The following is a 20,247-nucleotide window of genomic DNA, read 5'->3' as shown; positions in this document are numbered from 1 at the left end:
GGGCGGGTTTTCGTCACTCCTGGACGGTGAGGCGGCCCGCCGCGTGGTCGGCGCGCAGCTGCGTTTTGAGCACCTTGCCGCTGGGGTTGCGCGGGAGCTCAGCGACGACGGCGAGCCGGCGCGGGCGCTTGTAGCCGGCCAGGCGGTCCTGGCACCAGTCCGCGATGTCGCCGGGCGACGGCGGGTCGGCGGCATCGCGCGGTCCGACGACCGCCAGCGGGGTCTCGCCCCAGCGCTCGTCCGGGATGCCGATCAGGGCGACCTCGGCGATCTTGGGATGTGCCGCCAGCACGTCCTCGATCTCGGCGCAGTAGATGTTCTCGCCGCCGGAGATGATCATGTCCTTCTTGCGGTCCACCACGTAGAGGTAACCGTCCTCGTCCTGGCGCACCAGGTCGCCGGAGTGGAACCAGCCGCCGCGGAAGGCTTCGGCGGTCTCGTCGGGTTTGCCCCAGTACTCGCGCATCACGGTCGGGCCGCGGTAGACGATCTCGCCGACCTCGCCCGGCGGCACGTCCCGCATGTCCTCGTCGACGATCCGCACCTCGACGTTGAGCATCGGCGTGCCCACCGAGCCGATCTTGCGCAGCGCGTCCTCGCCGCGCAGCACCGTGGTCACCGGGCTGCACTCGGTCTGCCCGAACGCGGTGGTGATGTCGGTGTCCGGGAACTTCTCGAACATCGCGCGCAGCAGCGTGGTCGAGGCCGGCGCGGCGCCCCAGGTGATCCGCCGCAGCGCGGAGAGGTCGTAGGCGGAGAGGTCGGGCAGGTCGCAGATCGCCTGCCACTGCGCGGGCACCAGGAAGCAGGCGGTGATCCGCTCCCTGGCCAGCAGCTCAGCGGTTTCGGCCGGGTCGAACCGGCCCGATGCGGCGATCACGATCCGGCCGCCCTGCAGCAGGTAGGGCAGCATCCCCGACACCCCGGCGATGTGGAACAGTGGCACCCCGACCAGCCAGGCCTTGTCCTCGCCGGTGATGCCGTGGTGCACCGCCGAGCTGAACGTGTGCATCAGCAGGTTGTGGTGGCTGAGCACCGCGCCCTTGGGGCGGCCGGTGGTGCCGGAGGTGTACATGATGAACGCGGGGGACTGCTCGTCCACGGCGATCTCGGCGCGCACGGGTGACGCCGCTGCCAGCGCCGCTTCGTAGTCACCCGACTCACCGACGACCAGCCGGATGTCCACATCGGATGCCTTGGCGAGGAGGCCGGTGAAGAGCTCGTCGACGATCACGGCGCTGGCCCCGCTGTCGGCCAGCACGTAGGCCACCTCGTCGGCCACCAGGCGGAAGTTGACCGGCACGCAGATCGCGCCCAGCCGCGCCGCGGCGAAGTAGGACTCGACGATCTCCGGTCCGTTGCGGCCGAGCACCGCGATCCGGTCGCCCGCGGCCACGCCGCGGTCGGCGAGCGCGTTGGCGAGCCTGGTGACGCGTTCGTCGAGCTCCCGGTAGGTGCGGCTGGTGCCTGCGAAGCGCAGTGCGATCTCGTCGGGGATCTTGCGGGCGTGGCGGGCGAGCTGGTCGCTGGTGGTCATGCCTCGGCCGGACTGCGCAGGTGCTGGCATCGCTACCTCGTCGGTGAGAGCGGCGTGACGTGCCTCATACTGCGTCGGCCCGCATGAACGGTCAACCTCGACCGTTCATGCGGGGTTGCTCCACCGCAGGGGTGTACCCGGGAATCGGTGTGTCCACAGTGGATATGATGAGAAGTCGACTTCTTGTGTGTCGGCGACGCAGGCAATTTCAAGAGAGAACCCTGACGACAACGGGTCTGGCCGCGGAGGCGTCAAAGCGCCGGAAAACGCGGATGTTCGGAGCGCATCCGATCGGTTACAGTCGGCGTTGACTGATCGGTTGCCGCCGAACCGGAGGAAGACCGCATGAGCGCCCCTGAGCCACGGTCCCGAGTCCCGCGAAACCGCACCTCAGGGGAACGTGACGCAGCCCGGCCACGGGAAGCCGCCGAACGCGAGATCGATTCCGAACGCGACCACCACCGTGAATCGCGGAGCGGAACGGCGTTCCGCGCCGGGGTGCGGGACTTCCTGGCCCGCAACGCGCCCGAGCCGCTCGGCGAGCTGGAGCCCGCCGAGCAGCTGCGGGCCGCGAAGCGGTTCCAGGCCGCCGCCTACGACGCGGGACTGATCGGCATCACCTGGCCCGCCGAGTACGGCGGCCAAGGGCTCACGGCCGCCGAGCAGCAGGACTACGACGAGGAGGCGGCGCACTACGACCTGCCCGGCTCGCCGTTCATGGTCGGCATGGGCATGTGCGGGCCGACGCTGCTGGACCTGGGCAGCCACGAGCAGAAAGCCCGCTACGTGCCGCCGCTGCTGCGCGGCGACGAGATCTGGTGCCAGCTGTTCTCCGAGCCGGGGGCCGGTTCGGACGTGGCGAGCCTGCAGACCCGCGCGGTGCGCGACGGCGACTCCTGGGTGATCAACGGCCAGAAGGTGTGGACCTCGGGAGCGCAGTTCTCCGACTTCGGCGCGCTGCTGGCCCGCACCGATCCCGACGTGCCGAAGCACCGCGGCATCACGATGTTCATCGTGGACATGCGCAGCCCCGGGGTGACGGTCCGCCCGCTGCGGGACATGACCGGGCGCGCACCGTTCAACGAGGTCTACTTCGACGACGTGCGCATCCCGGCCGACGCGGTGATCGGCGAGGTCGGCGGCGGCTGGCTGGCCGCGGTCACCATGCTCGGCCACGAGCGGGTCTCCATCGGCGGCTCGGTCCGGCGCGGCGGCGATCCGCTGGCCTACGACAACCTGGTCGAACTGGCCCGCGCGCGCGACCGCGCAGGCGACCCGGTGGTGCGCGACCGGCTGGCCGGGATCTACGCGCGGGAAAGGGCTTTGGCGCTGTTCAACACCAAGCTGCGGCAGGAAGCCGAAGCCGGTTCGCCGCCGGGAGCCCGCGGCTCGGTCGCCAAGCTGGCCGGAGCCGAGCTGCTGTGGCAAGCGGTGGAGACCGCCGGGCTGATCGCCGGGCCGGCGCTGACCTCCTGGGAGGACGGCGACGCGGCGGCCGAGGAGATGGCGATCGCGATCAACGCCACTCCGGCGTCGAGCATCGCAGGCGGCTCGAACCAGGTGCAGCGCAACATCATCGGGGAGCGGATCCTCGGGCTGCCCAAGGAACCCCAGGTGGACCGCGACGTACCGTTCCGCGAGCTGAAGGTCGGCACCCAGCGGAGGCCGTGACACCGGGACCAGGCCGGAGAACAGGAGTGCGCGCAATGCAGCTGGTGCTGGACCAGGAGCAGCAGGAACTGCGGTCCTCGGTGCGGAAGTTCCTCGCCGAGCACGCCCCGCCGCAGCGGGTGCGGGAACTGGCCGACGGCGATGGCCACGACGCCGAGCTCTGGCGGCGGCTGTCGACCGAGCTGGGCCTGACCGGCCTGGTGGTGCCCGAAGAGCTCGGCGGTTCCGGCGCGGGCCACGTGGAACGCGCGGTGGTGCTGGAAGAGCTGGGCCGGGCGCTGGCGCCGGTGCCGTTCCTGGCCACCGCGGTACTGGCCACCGACGTGCTGCTCGGGATCGACGACGCGGCGGCCCGGGCGGACCTGCTGCCCGCGATGGCCTCCGGCGAGCTGATCGCGGCGGTCGCCTGGGACCAGGAATCGGTGCCTGCGGCGACGAAGCGCGACGGCGCGTGGGTGCTGGACGGGCGCGCGCAGCGCGTGGTCTCCGGCGACATCGCGGACGTCGTGCTGGTGCAGGCCAAGACCGGACAGGGCACCGGCTGGTTCCGGCTGCGCGGCGAGCACGCCGCGAAAACCCCGCTGCGCACGCTGGATCCGACCCGCCGCCTGACGAACCTGGACTTCGCGGCGGCCCCGGCCGAGCTGCTGTCCTCGCCGGATCCGGACGCGGTGCGCTCCCGCGTCCGCGATCTCGCCGCCGTGGCGCTGTCCGCCGAGCAGCTGGGCGGTATGGCGAAGGTGCTGGAGATGACCGCCGAATACGCCAAGGTCCGGGTGCAGTTCGGCCGCGCCATCGGCTCCTACCAGGGCGTCAAGCACCGGCTGGCGGACATGCACAGCGCGCTGGAGCAAGCCGGTGCCGCGGTGCGCTACGCGGCGTGGACGGCCGATGTCGACCCGCAGGAGCTCCCGCTCGCCGCGGCGCTCGTGCAGGTCCTGGTCTCACCGGCCAACTTCCAGGCCGCGGCCGATGCGGTGCAGCTGCACGGCGGGATCGGCTACACCTGGGAGCACGACGCGCACCTGTACTACAAGCGCGCCAAGACCTCGGAGCTCCTCCTCGGCACCCCGGACCAGAACCGCGCCCGCCTCGCCGACCTCCTCCAGATCTGACAGAACCGGCCGCTCCGACTGCACCTGCGTCCACGGCGGCCGGTCGCTGAGGCCCCCGCCGGTGACGGATCTCTCGCCGGAATCGCGGGTCCGGTCTGGCAAGCTGAGTCGGCCCGGTTCCCGGGCGTGCTCTGCGAGGAGTGGTGCGGCAAGTGCAGGTGGACGAACGGCCCTTCGAACTCAGGAAGGTCGCGCTCGCGGCGTTCGGGCCGACCCTGCTCTTCGCCACCGGCGAGGGCGCCATCATCCCGATGATCCCGCTCATCGCCGCTGATCAGGGCGCGAACCTCGGCGTGCTCGGGCTGATCGCCGCGATGCTCATGGTCGGCGAGCTGATCGGTGACGTGCCCAGCGGCGTTCTCGTGCACCGGCTCGGCGAGCGAACCGCGATGATCGGCGCCGCGGTCGTCTCGGTGCTGGGACTGCTCGGCTGCTACTTCTCGACGAGCCCGTGGATGCTCGGTGCGAGCGTGTTCGTGGTCGGCCTGGCCACGGCGGTCTTCGCGCTGGCCCGGCACGCGTTCATCACCACCACCGTGCCGCTGCGCTACCGGGCCAGGGCGTTGAGCGTGCTCGGCGGGCTGTTCCGCGCGGGCTACTTCATCGGCCCCTTCCTCTCCGCGCTCGTGCTGCTGCTGACCCCGGACAAGCGCGCGGTCTTCCTGCTGCACATCGCTTTCGCCGCGGCCACCGTCGTCCTGCTGCTGTGCACCAAGGACCTCGGCGCGGTGGAGGCGGACAACACCGAGCACGCCCACCAGGGACTGGTCGGCACGCTGGTCCGGCACCGTGGTGTGCTGCTGCGGATGGGAACCTGCGCGGCGCTCATCGGCGGCCTGCGCGCGTCGCGGATGGTCGTGCTGCCGCTGGTCGCGGTCGCCGCCGGGCTCCCGCCGTCGACGACGGCCGTCATCATCGGCGTCGCGGGCGGAATCGACTTCGCGCTGTCCTACACCTCCGGCCAGATCATGGACCGGTTCGGGCGGATCTGGGCCGCGGTGCCCTCCATGGTCGGCCTGGCCGCCGGGCACTTCCTGCTGTTCGCGGTGACCGACGTGCCCACCTTCGCAGCCGTCGCGGTGCTGCTGGCGCTGGCGAACGGCACCAGCAGCGGAATCCTGATGACGCTCGGCGCGGACCTGGCCCCGCAACCCGGCCCGGCACCGTTCCTCGGCGCCTGGCGCTTCACCGCCGACTTCGGTCAGGCGGTCGGCCCGCTCACCATCTCCGGGCTGACGGCGCTGCTGGGCGTCGGCCTGGCCGGCGCGGGCATGGGAGCCCTCGGCCTGCTCGGCGCCGGACTCCTGCTGCGCTACGTCCCCCGCTATACAGCCATCGAACCGAAGAAGGCCTGAGCAGTCTTTAGCACTGCTCAGCCGCACCTCAGGGGACCGTGACGCAACCCGGCCACAAGAAACCGCGAAACGCGAGTTCGCTCGGGGCGCGACCACCGCTGTGAATCGCGGAGAGGCGGGCAGTACCGCCCGTGTGCCAGGCCACATTGCCCGGCTGGCGGAGTGAACCCGCACCGCACCGGATGATCGAATGACCGCGGAGACGTCATCGAGCCAGGAGAAGACCTTGAGCGGGGCCGTTGCTAAGAAATCGGTGTGGATGTCGATCGTGGCGGCTGTGCTGCTCGGGCTGATGTGGGTGGTGTTCGAGTCCGGTCTGCTGGACGACGCCCGCGGCAGCCAGCCCACCGGTGCCGCCGCCGACCAGCTCGAACAACTCCAGGTCGCGCCGTCGGGCACGATGGACGGCTACTCGCGCGAGCGCTTCAAGCACTGGACTTCGCAGCCGGAAGCCGGGAAGAACTGCAACACCCGGGAAGCGGTGCTCGCCCGCGACGGGCAGAACGTCAAGACCAACAACTCCTGCGAATCGGTGTCGGGCACCTGGGTCTCGGAGTACACCGGCCAGCAGCTGACCGATGCCTCGGACATCGACATCGATCACATGGTGCCGCTGGCCAACGCCTGGCGCAGTGGCGCCAAGAGCTGGGACGACGCGCGCCGCGAGCAGTTCGCCAACGACATGGACCTGCCGCAGCTGGTCGCGGTCGACGCCAGCTCCAACCGCAGCAAGGGCGACCAGGACCCGTCGCAGTGGAAGCCGGAGCAGGCGGCCTGGTGCGACTACGCGACCAAGTGGATCGAGGTCAAGCGCGGCTACGACCTGACGGTGACCCAGGAGGAGAAGAGCGCGCTGCGCGAAATGCTCGCCACCTGCTCCTGATCCAGCGGGTCGAATCCCGTTTTTCCGGGCGGGATAACAGTTTTCGCCGACGCTGCGGGTTTAACCCGTTCAGAGGCGTGCGCCGACCGCGTTCACCGCTAATCTCAGCGCAGTTTCACTGCAGTGCAAACTTGTCTGTTCGCTTCCCACGAAGGGCGTTCGTCATGTTCGCTGCGTTATCCATTGCTGCCCTGACGGCTTTGACCGCGTTTTCCGCGCCGGCCGGCTACGACGTTCCGCCGCCGACCGGTGAGATCACCATCGACGTCGCGACGGTGAACGGTTCGGGATGCCGGGCGGGAACCGCCGCGGTCGCGGTGTCCCCAGACAACACCTCGTTCACCGTGACCTACAGCGACTACCTGGCGAAGGTGGGCGGAGGCGCCGATCCCACCGATTTCCGCAAGAACTGCCAGCTCAACCTGATCGTCAACATTCCGCAGGGTTTCACCTACGGCATCGCCAGCGCCGACTACCGCGGTTTCGCCCACCTCGAACCGGGGGCGCGCGGGCTGGAGAAGGCGAGCTACTACTTCCAGGGAATGCCGGAGACGAGCTATTTCCAGACGCCGTTCTCCGGTCCGATGAGCGACAACTGGCAGGTGACCGACTCCACCGAGGTCGGCGCGATCGTCTACAAGCCGTGCGGTGAACAGCGCAATTTCAACATCAACACCGAACTGCGGGTGGACGCCGGCACCTCGGATCCGTCGAAGACGAGTTTCATGTCGATGGACTCCACCGACGGCAACATCGAAACCACCTACCACTTCGAGTGGAAGGAATGCCCGAAGTTCTAGTACTCCAGCCATAAGTTGTTACGTCCGTTGATCGTCGTCGCGTCGGGCGTAGTGGCTGGTTCGGGCGTGGGCCCTCGCGGTCGCCTGGGAGCAAGAGCGCCGTGCCCAGGCTCACCCGGGGGCTCGCGCTGTACGGGGCGTAGAGGAAGGGCGGGAGAACCGCCAACGGTCCTGCGCTCCTGCTCATCGGGGCCAAGACAACCTGCCGGTCCCTTCTGTCCGGTGGTCAGTGCGTGATGTAGCCGCCGTCGACGGGCAGGGCGACGCCGACGACGAAGCTCGCGCCCGGGCTGCACAGCCACAGGACTGCGGCGGCGACTTCCTCGGCGGTGCCCAGGCGGCCGATGGGCAGGTCCTGCATGATCGCGGCCATCGCCTCGGCCTGGCCTTCGAGCATGTCGGCGACCATGGGCGTTTCGATCAGGCCGGGGCAGATGGCGTTGATGCGGATGCCTCGGGGTGCGTATTCCACCGCGGCGCTCTTGGTCAGGCCGATTACGCCGTGCTTGGAGGCGTGATAGGCGGCGCGCTCCGGCAGGCCCACCAAGCCGCCGAGCGAGGAGTTGTTGACGATCGCGCCGGAGCTCTGGGCGCGCACGTGCCGCAGCTCGTGCTTCTGCGCCGCCCACACCCCTCGCAAATTCACGGCGTTGACGTGGTCGAAGTTCTCGGCGGTCTCGTCAGCGGCGGCGTTTCCAATCGTTCGGTGCCCTGTCCAGGGCAGCATCGGGCTTGCCTTCCGGCGGTGCGCCGGAGGCGTGGAGCGCATTCGATCGCCGACGTCTGCGGGGACCCGTTGCGGCCGCGTTCGAGACATCAGCCCTTCACCGTGTGCGCTGCCTGGGGCGGTGCCGCGAAACTCGCCAGCAGCTTCAGCCGCTCCTCGTGCGATGAACCGGGCTCGGCGGTGTAGAAGGAGAGGTCGTGCCAGGCCCGCTTGCCGGTGGGGAGGTCGACGGACTGGTAGGTGAGCTCGATCTCGCCGATCTCGGGGTGCTGGAGGCGTTTGGTGCCCTCGTGGCGGATGCGGATGTCGTGAGCGGCCCAGTAGGCGCTGAACTCGGTGCTGACGGTGGACAGCTCGCCGATGAGCTCCCGGAGCTGCTTGTCGTAAGGCTCGCGGCCGGCCTCCGCGCGCAGCAGCGCGACGGTGGCGGCGGCTCCTGCTTCCCAGTCGACGAAGAAGTCCTTGGAGCCTTCGTCGAGGAAGTGGTACCTGGCGAAGTTCGGCTTCCCGTGCTCGGCGGTGGTCGGGCTGTTGAACATGGGTGCGTGCAGGGCGCGGCCGAGCGCGTTGGAGCCGATGACGTCGAGCCGGCCGTTGCGCACGAACGTCGCCGACATGGTGATCGAGTCGAGCATCCACTGCACCTGCGGGGCGAGGGGGACGTCGCGGCGACGGGCGGCCTTGCGGTGCGCGGGTTTGGCGGCGCGGGCGAGGTCGTGGAGGTAGGTGCGTTCGTCGTCGTCGAGCCGGAGGGCGACGGCGACCGCGTCGAGCACGTCTTCGGAGACCTCGCCGATGTGCCCCTTCTCCAGGCGGGTGTACCACTCGGTGCTCACCCCGGCGAGCACGGCGACCTCCTCGCGGCGCAGGCCCGGGACCCGTCGTCGGGCGCTGGTGGGCAGCCCAACCGTGTCCGGGGTCAGCTTCGCCCTCCGGCTGGCGAGAAAGTCGCGGATGTCGGCGCGGTTGTCCATGCCTCCACGATATGAACGAACCGAGGCGAGAGGGGGGTCGAGCCTCTACCCCCTATAAACGCGACCTGTTCCATCTGCGTGGCCGACTGTCGAATGGACGAGCGACCGACCACTCGTCCACGAGGTTCCACGCATGTCAAATGAAGCTCTCACGGCTTCCGCCGCAAAACGGTCCACGACCGGCGGCTCCGCTCCTTCCTCAGGTCTCCCGCTGGCCGTCTACGTCCTGGCGCTGGGCACGTTCCTGATGCTCACGACCGAGTTCGTGATCGCTGGCATCCTGCCCGAGATCGCGGGCGATCTGCGGATCTCGCTTGCCCAGGCAGGCTCTTTGATCACGGTCTTCGCCGTCGGCATGGTCATCGGCGCGCCGCTGCTGGCGCTGCTGACGATGCGCCTGTCGAAGAAGCTCACGCTGCTCATCGCGCTGATCGTGTTCGTTGCCGGGCATGTGGTCGTCGCGCTCGGCTCGGATCTCACGGTCCTCATGGTCGCGCGCTTCATCACCGCCCTGGCCACGGGCGCGTTCTGGGCCGTGTCAGCGGTCGTCGCCTCCAACGTGGTCGGCTCCTCGCTGAAGTCGTCGGCAGTGGGCGTGGTGGCCGCGGGCGGCTCGCTGGCCACCGTGCTCGGCGTGCCGATCGGCGCGCTCGTCGCGCAGCACCTCGGCTGGCGCGGCACGTTCTGGGCGCTCGGGATCGCAGCCGCGATCGCCGTCGTGTTCATTGCCCGGCTCGTCCCGGCCGACGCGCCACAGTCGCAGGGATCGTCGGTCCTCGGCGAGCTCGGCGATCTCCGCTCACCCCGCCTCTGGCTCGTCCTGGCCGCATGCCTGACGACCACCGGCGGTGTGCTCGCCGCGTACTCGTTCATCGCGCCGATCCTCACCGACCAGGCCGGCGTGCCCTCCGCTCTCGTCCCACTGGTACTAGCCGGATTCGGTGTTTGCTCGTTCCTCGGCACCCTGCTCGGCGGGCGGCTGGGCGACAGGCACGCGCATGCGGCGACGATCGTGACCCCGGCGGTGACGACCCTCGTGCTGCTCGCGATGGCCCTGCTGACCGGATCGACCTGGACCACGGTCGCCCTCGTGGTGCTGCTGGGCGCGTTCGGTCTCAGCGCGAACAGCGTGCTCATCCACCTGGCCGTGGGCTACGCCGGCCGGGCGGCGACCCTCGGCTCGGGGCTCGCTGTCGCAGCGTTCAACGCCGGCACCGCGATCGGCACCACGATCGCCGGAGCCACCCTCACGAGCTCTCTGGGGCTCTCCGGCCCGGCGACCGTGGGCACGATCATCGTCGCCCTGGCCCTGATCCCGACGGTCGTTCTCGCGATGATCGCCCGTCCACGCCGCTCCGCCGAGCTGGCTCCATCCCTCTGACCCCTCATCCATCCACGAAGGAGAACCCCCAACTATGCGCGCAGCGCTCATGTACCAGGCCGGTGACGTCCGCGTCGAGGACGTGCCCGACTCCCGCATCAAGCACCCCACCGATGCGTTGGTGCGGATCACCGCGTCTTGCGTCTGCGGCTCCGACCTGCACCCCTACCACCAGATGACCGCCGAGAACGGCCCGGCCCGCATGGGCCACGAGCTCATCGGCATCGTCGAGGACACCGGCTCCGAGGTGTCGACGTTGAAGAAGGGTGACCTGGTGGTCTCGCCGTTCGCGGTCTCGGACAACGTGTGCGAGTTCTGCAGGGAGAGCCTGCAGACCTCGTGCAGCCACCACGAGGCGAACTTCTGGGATGGCATCGTCGACGAGGGCGGGCAGGCCGAGGCCATCCGCGTGCCGCTGGCCGACGGCACCCTGGTCAAACTGCCCGTCGCCCCCGATTCAGCGCTCATCCCCTCCCTGCTGACCCTGGCCGACGTGTACGGCACCGGGTACCACGCCGCGAAGCTGGCCGGGGTCAAGCCCGGCTACAGCGTGACCGTGATCGGCGACGGCGCGGTCGGCCTGCTGGGCGTGCTCTCGGCCAAGCGGCTCGGGGCCGAGCGGATCGTCCTCATGGGACGCCACCAGGACCGCACCGATCTCGGTCGGGAGTTCGGGGCTACCGATGTCGTCGCCGAGCGCGGCGAGGAGGGCATCGCGAAGGTCCGCGAGCTCACCGGCGGACACGGCACCCATGCCGTGCTGGAGGCCGTCGGGCACATGCCCGCCTACGAGCAGGCCTTCGGCGTCGTCCGTCCCGGCGGCGTCATCAGCCGCGTCGGCGTCCCGCAGTACGAGGACGCCCCGATCGGCTTCGGCAGCCTGTTCCGCCACAACATCCGCTTGGCCGGCGGGCCGGCTCCCGTGCGCGCCTACATCGACGAGCTGATGCCCGCCATCCTCGACGGAACCGTCAACCCGGGCAAGGTCTTCGACGCCACCACCGATCTCGAGGGCGTGCCCACCGGGTACCGCGACATGGATGAGCGCAAGAGCCTCAAGGTGCTCGTCCGCCCGTAGCGCATGCCATGCCTCCGCTCCCGGGCCCTGACCGCCGGCGCACCGTCGATGGTCGGGACACGGCCGCAGATCCTAGTGCTCCGGCTGTAGATCATGATCTTGCAGCGTGGCAGTCCCGGGCGTAGGGCGGCCACCGCGTAGATCCCGTTCGGTGGATGGCGGAGACCGACAGGCTGCTGGAACGGCGCCGACTCGGGGCTGCGCGCCGAGTGCGAGCTCGCCGGTCTCGGCTACGTGCTGGCCGTCGGCTGTGACCGGTGGATCTCCACCGCGGCCGGCCCGGTCCGCGCCGATGTGCTGGCCGCCGAGCTGCCCCGCCACGCTTGGCAGCGGCTCTCGGCAGGCCCGAGCGCGAAGGACGAGCGGGTCTGGGAACCGGGCCCGGCGGTCGCTGGGGGAATCGCGCCGCCGGACCCGGAGTTCGGTCAGGCGCTGTAGCCCTTGGGCGGGATGAGCGAGGCCAGCTGGTCGAAGGTCAGCCAGTAGATCTGGTTGCCGCTGAAGGACGCCGGGTCGGCGATCAGCACCGTGCGGTCGACGTCGTTGTAGCCGATCACCGTGAAGTAGTGGTAGATCGTCTGGTCCGGCGGGTAGCCGGGCGGCTGGTTGCCGGGCGGGGCGACGATGTTGGCGACGACGGGGTAGCCGTTGTCGATGTCCACCACGATGTCGTTCCAGAGCAGGTCCTTCTGCTCCTGCGTCGGCGGATCGTTGGGCATCTCCTTGGTCTCGTACCAGCCCGCGTACCCGCTGAGCACCCTGGTGACCTGCCCGATCCAGTCGGTGCCGCCGGTGTGCGTGCCCAGCTCGGCGGCCAGATCGGCCTGACTGCGGTAGATCCCGCGCGCCGACAGCGCGATCCGCGTCGCCGCGGGCCCGCACCAGTAACCGGTCTCCTGGACCTGGTAGTCCACGTCGAGCACGTGCTCGCCGGAGGGCCGGACGACCGGTGCGGCCGGAGTGGGTGACGCTGCGGGCGACAGAGCCGTGGCGGGCGCGGCGGCCGCGCCGGTGACCAGCAGCGTGAGGGCTGCCGCCGACGCCGCGAGCTTCGATGAGAACATCCTGCCTCCTGGACGACGAGCCCCCCGGCGGTTACCGATGAGTCGGTGAATCAGCAACTCGTTGCGCGAACTTGATGTTGGGATTCGACGCGAATCCTGCCGGGATCGAACAGCCGAGCGCCATAGCCGCGAGCTGGCTCACCTGGGCCATCGCGCATCTGCGCCACCCCGTCGGCGGCTCCGGCGATTCGTTGACCGCGTTCGACCAGGCGTTCTACGCTGCCGTGCGAAGATCGTCCCGCTCCGCCGGAAGGTCCACGTGCTCGACGTCCTCGCTGCCGACAGCGACCAGGGGCGCGTGTACCGCGCGCTCACCACGCGGGGACGCCTGTCCCGGGAACTGCTGGTGCGCGACACCGGGCTGCCGGCCGCAGTTGTGGTCAGCGCGCTGGCGGAGCTGGCCGAACTGGACCTGGTCGTCGAGGACTCCGGTCTCTGGGAGGCGGCCCCGCCGGAGCGCGCGGTGTCGGTGGCGTTGCGCGCGGAGGAGGTCCGGCGGCGCGAGCTGTGGCGGGCGGGCGCGGAGCTCGACCGCCTCTACCACCAGGCGCAGCGCGGCGCGGGCTGGACCCGGCACGTCGAGCCGGTCGAGCACCCGGCCCGGCTGATCATGCTCACCACCCGGCTGCAGGAGCGCGCTGTCGAGCAGGTCCGCTGGCTGGACCGCCCGCCGTACAGGAGCACACCGCAGAACTTCCGCGCGCAGGAGGAGATCCAGTCCCGGCGGATGGCCGCCGGAGTGCGCTACCGGACGGTGTACAGCCAGAACGTCTACGACGATCCGGGCCTGTTCGCCGCGATGACGCGAATGGCCGAGCTCGGCGAGCACGTCCGGCTGCTCGCCGAGCTGCCGGTGAAGCTGACCATCGGCGACGACGAGATCGCCCTGCTGGTCCCCGAACCCGACCGCACCGGCCTGGAAGGCGCGCTGGTGGTGCACTCCTCGGGCCTGCTCAACGCGCTGTGCGGGCTGTTCGAGACGTTGTGGACGCTGGCGCTGCCGGTCGCCGCCGAGCGCAAGCAGGACCAGCTCTCCGACCGCGATCGCAGCATCATCACGCTGATGGCCGCGGGCGCGACGGACGAGGCGATCGCCCGCCGCCTCGACCTCTCCCGCCGGACGGTGGTGCGCCGCATCGCGGCCCTGCTCGACCAGCTCGGTGCCACGACCCGCTTCCAGGCCGGCGTCCAGGCGGCCAAGCGCGGCCTGCTCTGACACCCGCCGCCGTCCTGCGGCTGGTTTCCGCGGCGAGGTTCTAAGCTCTGACCATGGCGAAGTACTTCGACGTGCATCCGGACAACCCGCAGCGGCGCGCCATCGGGCAGGTGGTGGACATCCTCCGGGAGGACGGGCTGATCGCCTACCCGACCGACTCCTGCTTCGCCCTCGGCGCGCAGCTGGGCAACAAGGACGGGATGGAGCGCATCCGCTCCATCCGGCACCTCGACGACCGCCACCACTTCACGCTGGTGTGCCAGAACTTCGCCCAGCTCGGCCAGTTCGTGGTCATCAACAACGCGGTGTTCCGCGCCATCAAGGCCTCGACCCCGGGCAGCTACACCTTCATCCTGCCCGCCACCAAGGAGGTGCCGCGCCGGCTGCTGCACCCGAAGAAGAAGACGGTGGGCGTGCGCATCCCGGACCACGTGGTGGTGCAGGCGCTGCTGGCCGAGCTCGGCGAGCCGATGCTCTCCAGCACCCTGCTGCTGCCAGGCGAGGAGGAGCCGATGACCCAGGGCTGGCAGATCAAGGACGAGCTGGACAACGTGCTGGACGCGGTGATCGACTCCGGCGACTGCGGCACCGAGCCGACCACGGTGGTCGACTTCTCCGGCCCCGAACCCGAGGTCGTCCGGCACGGCGCGGGTGACCCCTCCCGATTCGAGTGAAAGTTTCCCGCCCGGCTCCTGCGGCCATCCGGGGGACGTTGGTTTCGCCGAGAGCTGAAGGCGGGCCCGATGTCGTCCGCGCGAGCGGCCCACGACGAAGTGGATCTACCCGGGTGCGCTGTGAAAACCCGAGGTAGGAGCACTGGCGGGGGCGCGTTGTTGGCTGCGACACGCTCGCGGATTGGCAGCAGCGCGATCTTGGCGAAGCGTGTAGTGTCTACCTCGGTCGTATTTTTCTGGGGTCGTGTTTCGCGCACACTCGCAGGATGGTGATGCGGGCGTGCTGCTATCTGGTTGAAGCTGGAGAAGTCGCCGTTCGAGATCCGCGACCCAGGCAGTTACGCAGTGTGACTGCCTGATGTAGTACCGGCTCCCAGAAGGAGAGAAGAGCATGGCACAGGGAACCGTGAAGTGGTTCAACTCGGAGAAGGGCTTCGGCTTCATCGCTCCGGACGACGGTGGCCCGGACGTGTTCGTCCACTACTCGGCCATCGACTCCCGCGGCTTCCGCACCCTCGAAGAGGACCAGAAGGTCACCTACGAGGTCAGCCAGGGCCCGAAGGGTCCGCAGGCCGCGGGCGTCCGCACCGTCTGAGTTCGGTGAACCGACCCGTTCCGCAACCGCGTCACGGGTAGCCGACGACGAAGGCCTCGCACTACGGTGCGGGGCCTTCTCGCGCGTTTCCAGGGTTTCCAGGCTCGTTTTGCGTGGCGGTGCGGGTGGCGGAACCTCAGACGCCGCCTGGACTGCGGGAGCCCGTTCTTATGCATGTCCAATACACGGCGAACAGGCTGTCCTCGCCAGACGACGTCTGAGAACCCGCGGCGGTGCAAGTGCCGTAGGCGGGTTATGCGCCTGCGGCGCATGCGGCCGCTCCCGTGGTCTGAGCACGTTGATCGTCGGGGTCGCTGCTGTGGACATGAGCTGAGGGACTCAGCGGTTATGCGAACGGCTGGCCGACGCCGTGACTAGCTGGTGCGGTGCAGGCGTGCTGTTACGTGCGGTGTCATGGTCACGCCGACCATCGCGCGGTGTTCGGCGTAGTCGAGCACGCCGTCCTCGGTCAGGGCGTAGCTGCGTTGTGCGGCTCTGACGTCCTTGGCCGTCGCCGTCCGGACCACCGAGTCGGTGGTCAGTTCCCAGCGCTGATCCGCCGCTCGGCCGTAGAACAGCTCCTGGATCCCGGTGATGTGGGACAGCAGCAGCTCCAGGGTTCCGTCGGGCTGCGGGCGCCACCAGCCCGTCTCCCACGCGGCCGGGCGGAGCACCGCGCCTTCGGCGTCGAGCAGCCAGGCGCGCGCCTCGTGGCGCAGGAACGGCCGTCCGTCGTGGGAGATAGTGAGCTGCTGGCCGAACCGGTACGGCCCGTCGATCGTCGGGTAGTCCACCTCGCCGCGGCCGCGCCACACGCCGACCAGGGCGCGCAGCGGCAGGCACGCGTCGTGCAGCGGCGGTCCGCTGGTCAGGTCCGCGGTGGGGGCGGGGATCGGTGGTGGCGCGAAGTCGTCGGGGGAGCTCATGCGTGGCAGCCTAGGCGGTCCCGGACCGGACCGTTGATCTTCCCGGCGGCGAGTGGTGGGATCGAAGGCGGAGCCTTCAGGAGGTGCCGATGACGAACGTCGAACCGCGACTGGACCACCTGGTGTACGGGGTGCCGGACCTGCTCGCCGGGGTGCGGGCGGTCGCGGAGCTGCTCGGCGTCGATCCGGTGCCCGGCGGGCGCCACCCGGACAACGGCACCCGCAACTACCTGCTCGGCCTCGGCGGCCGGGCCTACCTGGAGATCATCGGCCCGGACCCGGAGGCGACGCGCCCGCCGAACACCTTCGGGCTGGCCACCTTGACCGTCCCGCGCCTGGTCACCTGGGCGATCAGCACCACCGGCCTGGACCGCGCGGTGTCCGACGCCCGCGCCGCCGGGCACGACCCGGGTGATGCCCGGTCGATGTCGCGCCGCACCCCGGACGGCCGGCTGCTGGAGTGGCGGCTGGCCAAGCGCGAACCCAATCCCCGGCACGGGCTGGTCCCGTTCCTCATCGACTGGGGCAGCGCCCCGCACCCGGTGGACTCGGGCCTGCCGCAGGTCCGGCTGCTCTCGTTGCGCGCCGAGCACCCGGATCCCGAGGCCGTCGGCGCGGATCTGCGGGCCGTCGGCGCGCACCTGGACCTCACTCGCTCCGACGTCCCGGTGCTGCGGGCCGAGATCGAGGGCGCTACCGGACCGGTCGAGCTGCGCTGACCGCCCGCCGCACGTGCGCCTCCAGCCCGTCGAGGCTGCGGGTGAGGGCGTGCTCGAAGGTGCCGTCGAGGTCGCCGGCGGGATCGGCCTCCAGCCGGGCCAGCAGCGGGAAGCGGCCGGTGGCGAACACGCTGTCGACCTCGTCCTGCCGCGACGCCCACCACTGATCCGCACCCACCCCGGTGCTGCCTTCGGCTTCGGCCTCGAACTCCCGGGAGAGCGCCAGGCCGCGCACCATCGCCGGAAGCGCCAGGGCCTCCCGGGCGGTCTCCACCCGGCTCAGCCCGAGACCCTCCAGCGCGCGCAACGTCCACTCGGTGTGCGCCATCGCCTCGGGGACCGGCATCGGTCTGGTCAGCGACAGCATGCCCGCCAGCCACGGGTGGTCCCGGAAGAGCTCCCACTGCAGGCGGCAGACGAGCTCCAGCTGCGCCCGCCATCCCCGCGGAGGGGTTTCCGGGAGCGGCCGTTCCCGGAACACGGCCCGGAGCATCGCGCGCAGCAGCTCGTCCTTGTTCGCGACGTGCCGGTACAGCGACATCGGCGCGACGCCGAGCTCGGCCGCGATGCGCCGCATCGACACGGCACCCGCGCCTTCGGCATCGGCGACTTCGACCCCGGCCGCCGCGATGCGCTCGCGGGTCGGAGCGGCTGCCGGGGTGCGCGGGCGGCGTGCCGCGGCAGCCGGAGCGCGCACGAGCGTGCCCGCGCCCGGCCGGGTCTCGACCAGTTCGGCGTTGCGCAGCTCCGCGAGCGCTTTCGCGGCGGTCGCCATCGCCACGCCCCATTCGCGGGTGATCTCCCGGGTGGAGGGCACCTGGTCGCCGGGGCGCAGCTCACCACAGGCGATGCGCTGCTGGATCGCTGCGGCGATCCGGCGGTACGGCGGTTCGTCGTCCAGGGGCGGCATGCCCGGAATCGTACTAGTGCACTAGGAGATCGATCTAGTGCACTAGTCAGTCGACCTGCGGCGAAATGGCTGGATATCTCGCAAAATAGAGGCAATATCGCCACCGCCGTGCGGCATGCGGTACTGTTCCGGCCTGAATGAGTACGCCGTACATAGGAGCGTCAGGATGACCATCACCCGGCAGATCGTCGCCGGCGGCGAGGGCGACTTCACGACCGTCCGCAAGATCACCGTCTCGGGCTCGGAGCGGGAGGTGGGTGCCGAACTCGCCGCCGAAGCGGCCGCGACCTACGGCTGGGCGCCGGTGCCCGGCGACCCGGTCCGGGTCCGCGCCCGGCTGGCGTGGTTCGAGCGGTACTGGCCGCGGCACCACGAGCGGATGCTCGGCGCGGCCGAGTCGCTCGGTCTGGACGCTGAGCGCTTCCACTTCGACGCGCTCTCCGGGGTGCCGACCGGATCGGGCTGCTCGGCGACCTTCCTGCGCCCTTCGGCGACGGAGGAGGGGCGCGGGTTGTTCGGCCGCAACTACGACTTCTTCACCACGAGCGCCACCGAGCTCTTCGCGTTCATCTCGGGCGAGGACTCCGGCGGACCGGCTCCGGGTGAGTTGCCGATGGCCTCGCGGCCCTACGTGCTCAGCCACGTCCCCGACGACGGACCGGCGTCCACGGTGCTGACCATGAACGAGCTCGACGGCTGCACGGAGGGCATCAACGAGCACGGGCTCGCGGTCGCGCTGCTGATCGCGAACGCCGAAACCCTGGGCGCGCCAGTGCAAGCCGGTCCGCAGGTCGGGTTGTCCCCGATCCAGCTGCCGCGCTTCGTGCTGGACACCTGCGCCACCGCGGAGGAAGCGCGGCGTGCGCTGCTGGCCGCCAAGCACTACGACCTGGGCGTGCCGCTGCACTACCTGGTCGCCGACGCCTCGGGTGACGCCTTCGTCTGGGAGCGCGGTGCGGGTGGCGCCGAGCACATCTTCGACATCGACGGGGACGCCCTGTGCCTGACCAACCACTACCTGCACGAGCGAGGAGCGCGTGATACCGACAACACCATGTTGAGCCACCGCCGTTACCGCACGTTGCGGGAGCGCACCGCGGAATCCGGCTTTTCCGGCAAGCGGCTGCGGGAGATGCTCGACGAGGTCGGGTTCGGCAGCGGCGCCGAGACGGGCGGCGTTCCGCTGCGGACGTTGTGGAGCACCGTCTTCGACCTCGGCGAACGGACCATGTCGACGTGGTTCTACCTCGGTGATTCCGCCACCACCGGCGAGGCTCGCCGGAGCGCGGAGCTGACGTTCGGGCCGGGCCTGCTCGCGGGCTGATCCCGGCTTCACCCGGTCGTGCAGAAGTCCTCAGTGGACCGTCACGCGGCGTGGCCGGACTGGTGCGGGGCGGTGTGGTCGGCCGTTTCACCGGGCGTTATCGTCGGTGCAACGGCGCTGCCATCCGGCGGGTTCAGCATCGGGACGAACCTGGTGGGCCGGGATCAGGGGATCCGGCGTCGCGGAGAAGGGGAACTCCCATGGTGCGTGCTGTTGGAGCGCTGGCCGTCGTCGGTGCGGGCGTGGTCGGCTTCTGGGTCGGCTACCTGCTGGACGTCCGGCGCCACTCCGCCGACGCCGCGCCGAACCGGGTCGCCGCCTGAGCCGGTTCCGTCTCAAGTGGACGGTTCCGGCTCCCGTCGCAGGGTGTTCCGGATGAGTTCGCGCAGCCAGTCGGTGCCGGGCGCGGGCAGCGCTCGCCGGTAGGTGTAGAGCGACACCTCCACCGTCGGGATCTCGAACGGCAGCCGGAAGGTCGCCACCTCCGATGAGCGGGTGAACAGCCCGGCCACGCCGCTGGGCACCGCGGAGAGGTAGTGCGTCCGGGCCAGCAGCTCGGGCAGCGTGGTGAAGTGCGGTACCCGGGCGGCGACCTCGCGTCGGTACCCGAGCCGGGTGAGCTCCATGTCGGCGTCGACGTGCCCGGCCGCCGGATCGACCACGATGTGCCGTTCCCCGAGGTACTCCGCCAGCGTCGGGCGGTCGCCGATGCGCGGGTGCGCGCGGGCCCGGAGGCCGAAGTAGCGCTCCTGGAACAGGGCGTCGCGCTGCAGGTCCGGGGCGTCGATCCGGGGTGTGCAGATCACCGCGTCGGCCCGGCCCTGGCGCAAGTGCCGGGGAACGGCCGCCATGTCCAGCGGCAGCACCTCGACCGCGCAGTTCGGCGCCTCGCGCTCCAGCCGGGCCAGGATCGCCGGGAGCAGGCTGATCTCGCCGAGGTCGGTGGCGCAGATCCGGAACGTCCGCTGCGAGGTGGCCGGGTCGAACCGGCCCGCCCCCGACACCGTCTCCTCGATCACCTCCAGCGCCTGCTGCAGGCGCGGGTACATGCGCTCGGCGATCTCGGTCGGGGCGAGGCCGTCGGGGGAGCGGGCGAACAGCTCGTCGTTGAACTGGCGGCGCAGCCTCCGCAGCGCGTGGCTCACCGACGGCTGCGTGATGAACAGCGCCTCGGCCGTCCTGGTGGCGCTGCGCGTCTCGTAGAGCAGCACGAAGGTCTTCATCAGGTTCAGGTCCACGTCGACCACGCTGCAAGAATAGATTCCGTGCATGTCGGGATCAACAGCATTCATTAGGAC

The 20,247-nt window shown here is 70.3% G+C and carries 21 protein-coding genes; 14 read left to right on the top strand and 7 right to left on the bottom strand.

Annotation, left to right across the window (positions count from 1 at the left end):
• Positions 1 to 13: 13 nt before the first annotated feature.
• Entirely contained in the window at positions 14 to 1,567 is a 1,554-nt protein-coding gene (locus ATL45_RS33120) for a long-chain-fatty-acid--CoA ligase (protein WP_246025692.1), read from the bottom strand.
• Between the two features lie 315 nt (positions 1,568 to 1,882).
• On the opposite strand from ATL45_RS33120, the gene ATL45_RS33115 reads away from it, so the two are divergent.
• The 5 genes from ATL45_RS33115 (at position 1,883) to ATL45_RS33095 (ending at position 7,361) form a co-directional block, all read left to right on the top strand.
• Complete coding sequence (locus tag ATL45_RS33115) at positions 1,883 to 3,208, top strand: acyl-CoA dehydrogenase family protein (RefSeq protein WP_093145816.1); 1,326 nt, start codon at positions 1,883 to 1,885, stop codon at positions 3,206 to 3,208.
• Positions 3,209 to 3,243: 35 nt separating this feature from the next.
• Positions 3,244 to 4,323 (top strand): acyl-CoA dehydrogenase family protein, encoded by a 1,080-nt coding sequence (locus ATL45_RS33110; RefSeq protein WP_093145817.1) that lies wholly within the window; start codon positions 3,244 to 3,246, stop codon positions 4,321 to 4,323.
• Positions 4,324 to 4,466: 143 nt separating this feature from the next.
• Entirely contained in the window at positions 4,467 to 5,678 is a 1,212-nt protein-coding gene (locus tag ATL45_RS33105; RefSeq protein ID WP_211841355.1) for an MFS transporter, read from the top strand.
• A 190-nt stretch (positions 5,679 to 5,868) separates the two neighbouring features.
• Complete coding sequence (locus tag ATL45_RS33100) at positions 5,869 to 6,561, top strand: HNH endonuclease family protein (protein ID WP_093145819.1); 693 nt, start codon at positions 5,869 to 5,871, stop codon at positions 6,559 to 6,561.
• A 164-nt stretch (positions 6,562 to 6,725) separates the two neighbouring features.
• Positions 6,726 to 7,361 carry a DUF4360 domain-containing protein gene (locus tag ATL45_RS33095; protein ID WP_093145820.1) on the top strand — a complete coding sequence of 212 codons (636 nt, stop codon included), beginning with the start codon at positions 6,726 to 6,728 and terminating at the stop codon, positions 7,359 to 7,361.
• Between the two features lie 226 nt (positions 7,362 to 7,587).
• Here ATL45_RS33095 and ATL45_RS33090 read toward each other — a convergent pair whose 3' ends face one another.
• Together ATL45_RS33090 and ATL45_RS33085 are read right to left on the bottom strand one after the other, a co-directional pair.
• Positions 7,588 to 8,088, bottom strand: a complete 501-nt coding sequence (locus ATL45_RS33090; protein WP_211841354.1) for an SDR family oxidoreductase — start codon at positions 8,086 to 8,088, stop codon at positions 7,588 to 7,590.
• 89 nt (positions 8,089 to 8,177) lie between these two features.
• Entirely contained in the window at positions 8,178 to 9,062 is an 885-nt protein-coding gene (locus ATL45_RS33085) for a helix-turn-helix transcriptional regulator (protein ID WP_093145821.1), read from the bottom strand.
• A gap of 133 nt (positions 9,063 to 9,195) precedes the next feature.
• Between ATL45_RS33085 and ATL45_RS33080 the strand changes: the two genes are divergently transcribed.
• The 3 genes from ATL45_RS33080 to ATL45_RS33070 all read left to right on the top strand — a co-directional run bounded on the left by ATL45_RS33080 (position 9,196) and on the right by ATL45_RS33070 (position 11,959).
• Positions 9,196 to 10,443 (top strand): MFS transporter, encoded by a 1,248-nt coding sequence (locus tag ATL45_RS33080; RefSeq protein ID WP_093145822.1) that lies wholly within the window; start codon positions 9,196 to 9,198, stop codon positions 10,441 to 10,443.
• Positions 10,444 to 10,477: 34 nt separating this feature from the next.
• The gene (locus ATL45_RS33075) at positions 10,478 to 11,521 is read left to right on the top strand and encodes a zinc-dependent alcohol dehydrogenase family protein (protein ID WP_093145823.1); all 1,044 of its coding nucleotides are present in this window, start codon (positions 10,478 to 10,480) and stop codon (positions 11,519 to 11,521) included.
• Between the two features lie 234 nt (positions 11,522 to 11,755).
• Positions 11,756 to 11,959 carry a hypothetical protein gene (locus ATL45_RS33070; RefSeq protein ID WP_093145824.1) on the top strand — a complete coding sequence of 68 codons (204 nt, stop codon included), beginning with the start codon at positions 11,756 to 11,758 and terminating at the stop codon, positions 11,957 to 11,959.
• On the opposite strand, the gene ATL45_RS33065 is transcribed toward ATL45_RS33070, so the two are convergent.
• Entirely contained in the window at positions 11,947 to 12,585 is a 639-nt protein-coding gene (locus tag ATL45_RS33065; RefSeq protein WP_093145825.1) for a C39 family peptidase, read from the bottom strand. The genes ATL45_RS33070 and ATL45_RS33065 overlap by 13 nt on opposite strands.
• A gap of 259 nt (positions 12,586 to 12,844) precedes the next feature.
• Between ATL45_RS33065 and ATL45_RS33060 the strand changes: the two genes are divergently transcribed.
• The 3 genes from ATL45_RS33060 to ATL45_RS33050 all read left to right on the top strand — a co-directional run bounded on the left by ATL45_RS33060 (position 12,845) and on the right by ATL45_RS33050 (position 15,070).
• Complete coding sequence (locus ATL45_RS33060; RefSeq protein WP_093145826.1) at positions 12,845 to 13,801, top strand: helix-turn-helix transcriptional regulator; 957 nt, start codon at positions 12,845 to 12,847, stop codon at positions 13,799 to 13,801.
• A 53-nt stretch (positions 13,802 to 13,854) separates the two neighbouring features.
• The gene (locus tag ATL45_RS33055) at positions 13,855 to 14,475 is read left to right on the top strand and encodes an L-threonylcarbamoyladenylate synthase (protein ID WP_093145827.1); all 621 of its coding nucleotides are present in this window, start codon (positions 13,855 to 13,857) and stop codon (positions 14,473 to 14,475) included.
• Between the two features lie 391 nt (positions 14,476 to 14,866).
• Complete coding sequence (locus tag ATL45_RS33050; protein WP_093145828.1) at positions 14,867 to 15,070, top strand: cold-shock protein; 204 nt, start codon at positions 14,867 to 14,869, stop codon at positions 15,068 to 15,070.
• Between the two features lie 374 nt (positions 15,071 to 15,444).
• Here the strand turns inward: ATL45_RS33050 and ATL45_RS33045 are convergent, their stop codons facing one another.
• Positions 15,445 to 15,996: a heme-binding beta-barrel domain-containing protein gene (locus ATL45_RS33045; RefSeq protein ID WP_093145829.1), complete on the bottom strand. Its 552-nt coding sequence runs from the start codon at positions 15,994 to 15,996 to the stop codon at positions 15,445 to 15,447.
• Between the two features lie 89 nt (positions 15,997 to 16,085).
• On the opposite strand from ATL45_RS33045, the gene ATL45_RS33040 reads away from it, so the two are divergent.
• Positions 16,086 to 16,715: a VOC family protein gene (locus ATL45_RS33040; RefSeq protein WP_093145830.1), complete on the top strand. Its 630-nt coding sequence runs from the start codon at positions 16,086 to 16,088 to the stop codon at positions 16,713 to 16,715.
• Here the strand turns inward: ATL45_RS33040 and ATL45_RS33035 are convergent.
• Positions 16,690 to 17,625, bottom strand: coding sequence for a TetR/AcrR family transcriptional regulator C-terminal domain-containing protein (locus ATL45_RS33035; RefSeq protein ID WP_093145831.1), 936 nt, complete (start codon positions 17,623 to 17,625; stop codon positions 16,690 to 16,692). The two genes, ATL45_RS33040 and ATL45_RS33035, sit on opposite strands and share 26 nt — an antisense overlap.
• A 166-nt stretch (positions 17,626 to 17,791) precedes the next feature.
• Here ATL45_RS33035 and ATL45_RS33030 point away from each other — a divergent pair, with 166 nt between their 5' ends.
• On the top strand, positions 17,792 to 18,949 hold the full coding sequence (locus ATL45_RS33030) for a C45 family peptidase (protein ID WP_093145832.1): 1,158 nt from the start codon (positions 17,792 to 17,794) through the stop codon (positions 18,947 to 18,949).
• Positions 18,950 to 19,149: 200 nt separating this feature from the next.
• The gene (locus ATL45_RS40090; protein WP_256258110.1) at positions 19,150 to 19,272 is read left to right on the top strand and encodes a hypothetical protein; all 123 of its coding nucleotides are present in this window, start codon (positions 19,150 to 19,152) and stop codon (positions 19,270 to 19,272) included.
• 12 nt (positions 19,273 to 19,284) lie between these two features.
• Here ATL45_RS40090 and ATL45_RS33025 read toward each other — a convergent pair whose 3' ends face one another.
• Positions 19,285 to 20,196, bottom strand: a complete 912-nt coding sequence (locus ATL45_RS33025; RefSeq protein ID WP_093145833.1) for a LysR family transcriptional regulator — start codon at positions 20,194 to 20,196, stop codon at positions 19,285 to 19,287.
• Between the last annotated feature and the right edge of the window lie 51 nt (positions 20,197 to 20,247).

Source organism: Saccharopolyspora antimicrobica, from assembly GCF_003635025.1.
Lineage (GTDB): Bacteria > Actinomycetota > Actinomycetes > Mycobacteriales > Pseudonocardiaceae > Saccharopolyspora > Saccharopolyspora antimicrobica.
This window is presented reverse-complemented; position numbering and strand designations above follow the sequence as displayed.

Bases quoted from the DNA above. Each gene is read 5' to 3' on its own strand.
- ATL45_RS33120 (WP_246025692.1), bottom strand. From the start codon at position 1,567: ATGCCAGCACCTGCGCAGTCCGGCCGAGGCATGACCACCAGCGACCAG.
- ATL45_RS33115 (WP_093145816.1), top strand. From the start codon at position 1,883: ATGAGCGCCCCTGAGCCACGGTCCCGAGTCCCGCGAAACCGCACCTCA.
- ATL45_RS33110 (WP_093145817.1), top strand. From the start codon at position 3,244: ATGCAGCTGGTGCTGGACCAGGAGCAGCAGGAACTGCGGTCCTCGGTG.
- ATL45_RS33100 (WP_093145819.1), top strand. From the start codon at position 5,869: ATGACCGCGGAGACGTCATCGAGCCAGGAGAAGACCTTGAGCGGGGCC.
- ATL45_RS33095 (WP_093145820.1), top strand. From the start codon at position 6,726: ATGTTCGCTGCGTTATCCATTGCTGCCCTGACGGCTTTGACCGCGTTT.
- ATL45_RS33090 (WP_211841354.1), bottom strand. From the start codon at position 8,088: ATGCTGCCCTGGACAGGGCACCGAACGATTGGAAACGCCGCCGCTGAC.
- ATL45_RS33085 (WP_093145821.1), bottom strand. From the start codon at position 9,062: ATGGACAACCGCGCCGACATCCGCGACTTTCTCGCCAGCCGGAGGGCG.
- ATL45_RS33080 (WP_093145822.1), top strand. From the start codon at position 9,196: ATGTCAAATGAAGCTCTCACGGCTTCCGCCGCAAAACGGTCCACGACC.
- ATL45_RS33075 (WP_093145823.1), top strand. From the start codon at position 10,478: ATGCGCGCAGCGCTCATGTACCAGGCCGGTGACGTCCGCGTCGAGGAC.
- ATL45_RS33065 (WP_093145825.1), bottom strand. From the start codon at position 12,585: ATGTTCTCATCGAAGCTCGCGGCGTCGGCGGCAGCCCTCACGCTGCTG.
- ATL45_RS33055 (WP_093145827.1), top strand. From the start codon at position 13,855: ATGGCGAAGTACTTCGACGTGCATCCGGACAACCCGCAGCGGCGCGCC.
- ATL45_RS33050 (WP_093145828.1), top strand. From the start codon at position 14,867: ATGGCACAGGGAACCGTGAAGTGGTTCAACTCGGAGAAGGGCTTCGGC.
- ATL45_RS33045 (WP_093145829.1), bottom strand. From the start codon at position 15,996: ATGAGCTCCCCCGACGACTTCGCGCCACCACCGATCCCCGCCCCCACC.
- ATL45_RS33040 (WP_093145830.1), top strand. From the start codon at position 16,086: ATGACGAACGTCGAACCGCGACTGGACCACCTGGTGTACGGGGTGCCG.
- ATL45_RS33035 (WP_093145831.1), bottom strand. From the start codon at position 17,625: ATGCCGCCCCTGGACGACGAACCGCCGTACCGCCGGATCGCCGCAGCG.
- ATL45_RS33030 (WP_093145832.1), top strand. From the start codon at position 17,792: ATGACCATCACCCGGCAGATCGTCGCCGGCGGCGAGGGCGACTTCACG.
- ATL45_RS40090 (WP_256258110.1), top strand. From the start codon at position 19,150: ATGGTGCGTGCTGTTGGAGCGCTGGCCGTCGTCGGTGCGGGCGTGGTC.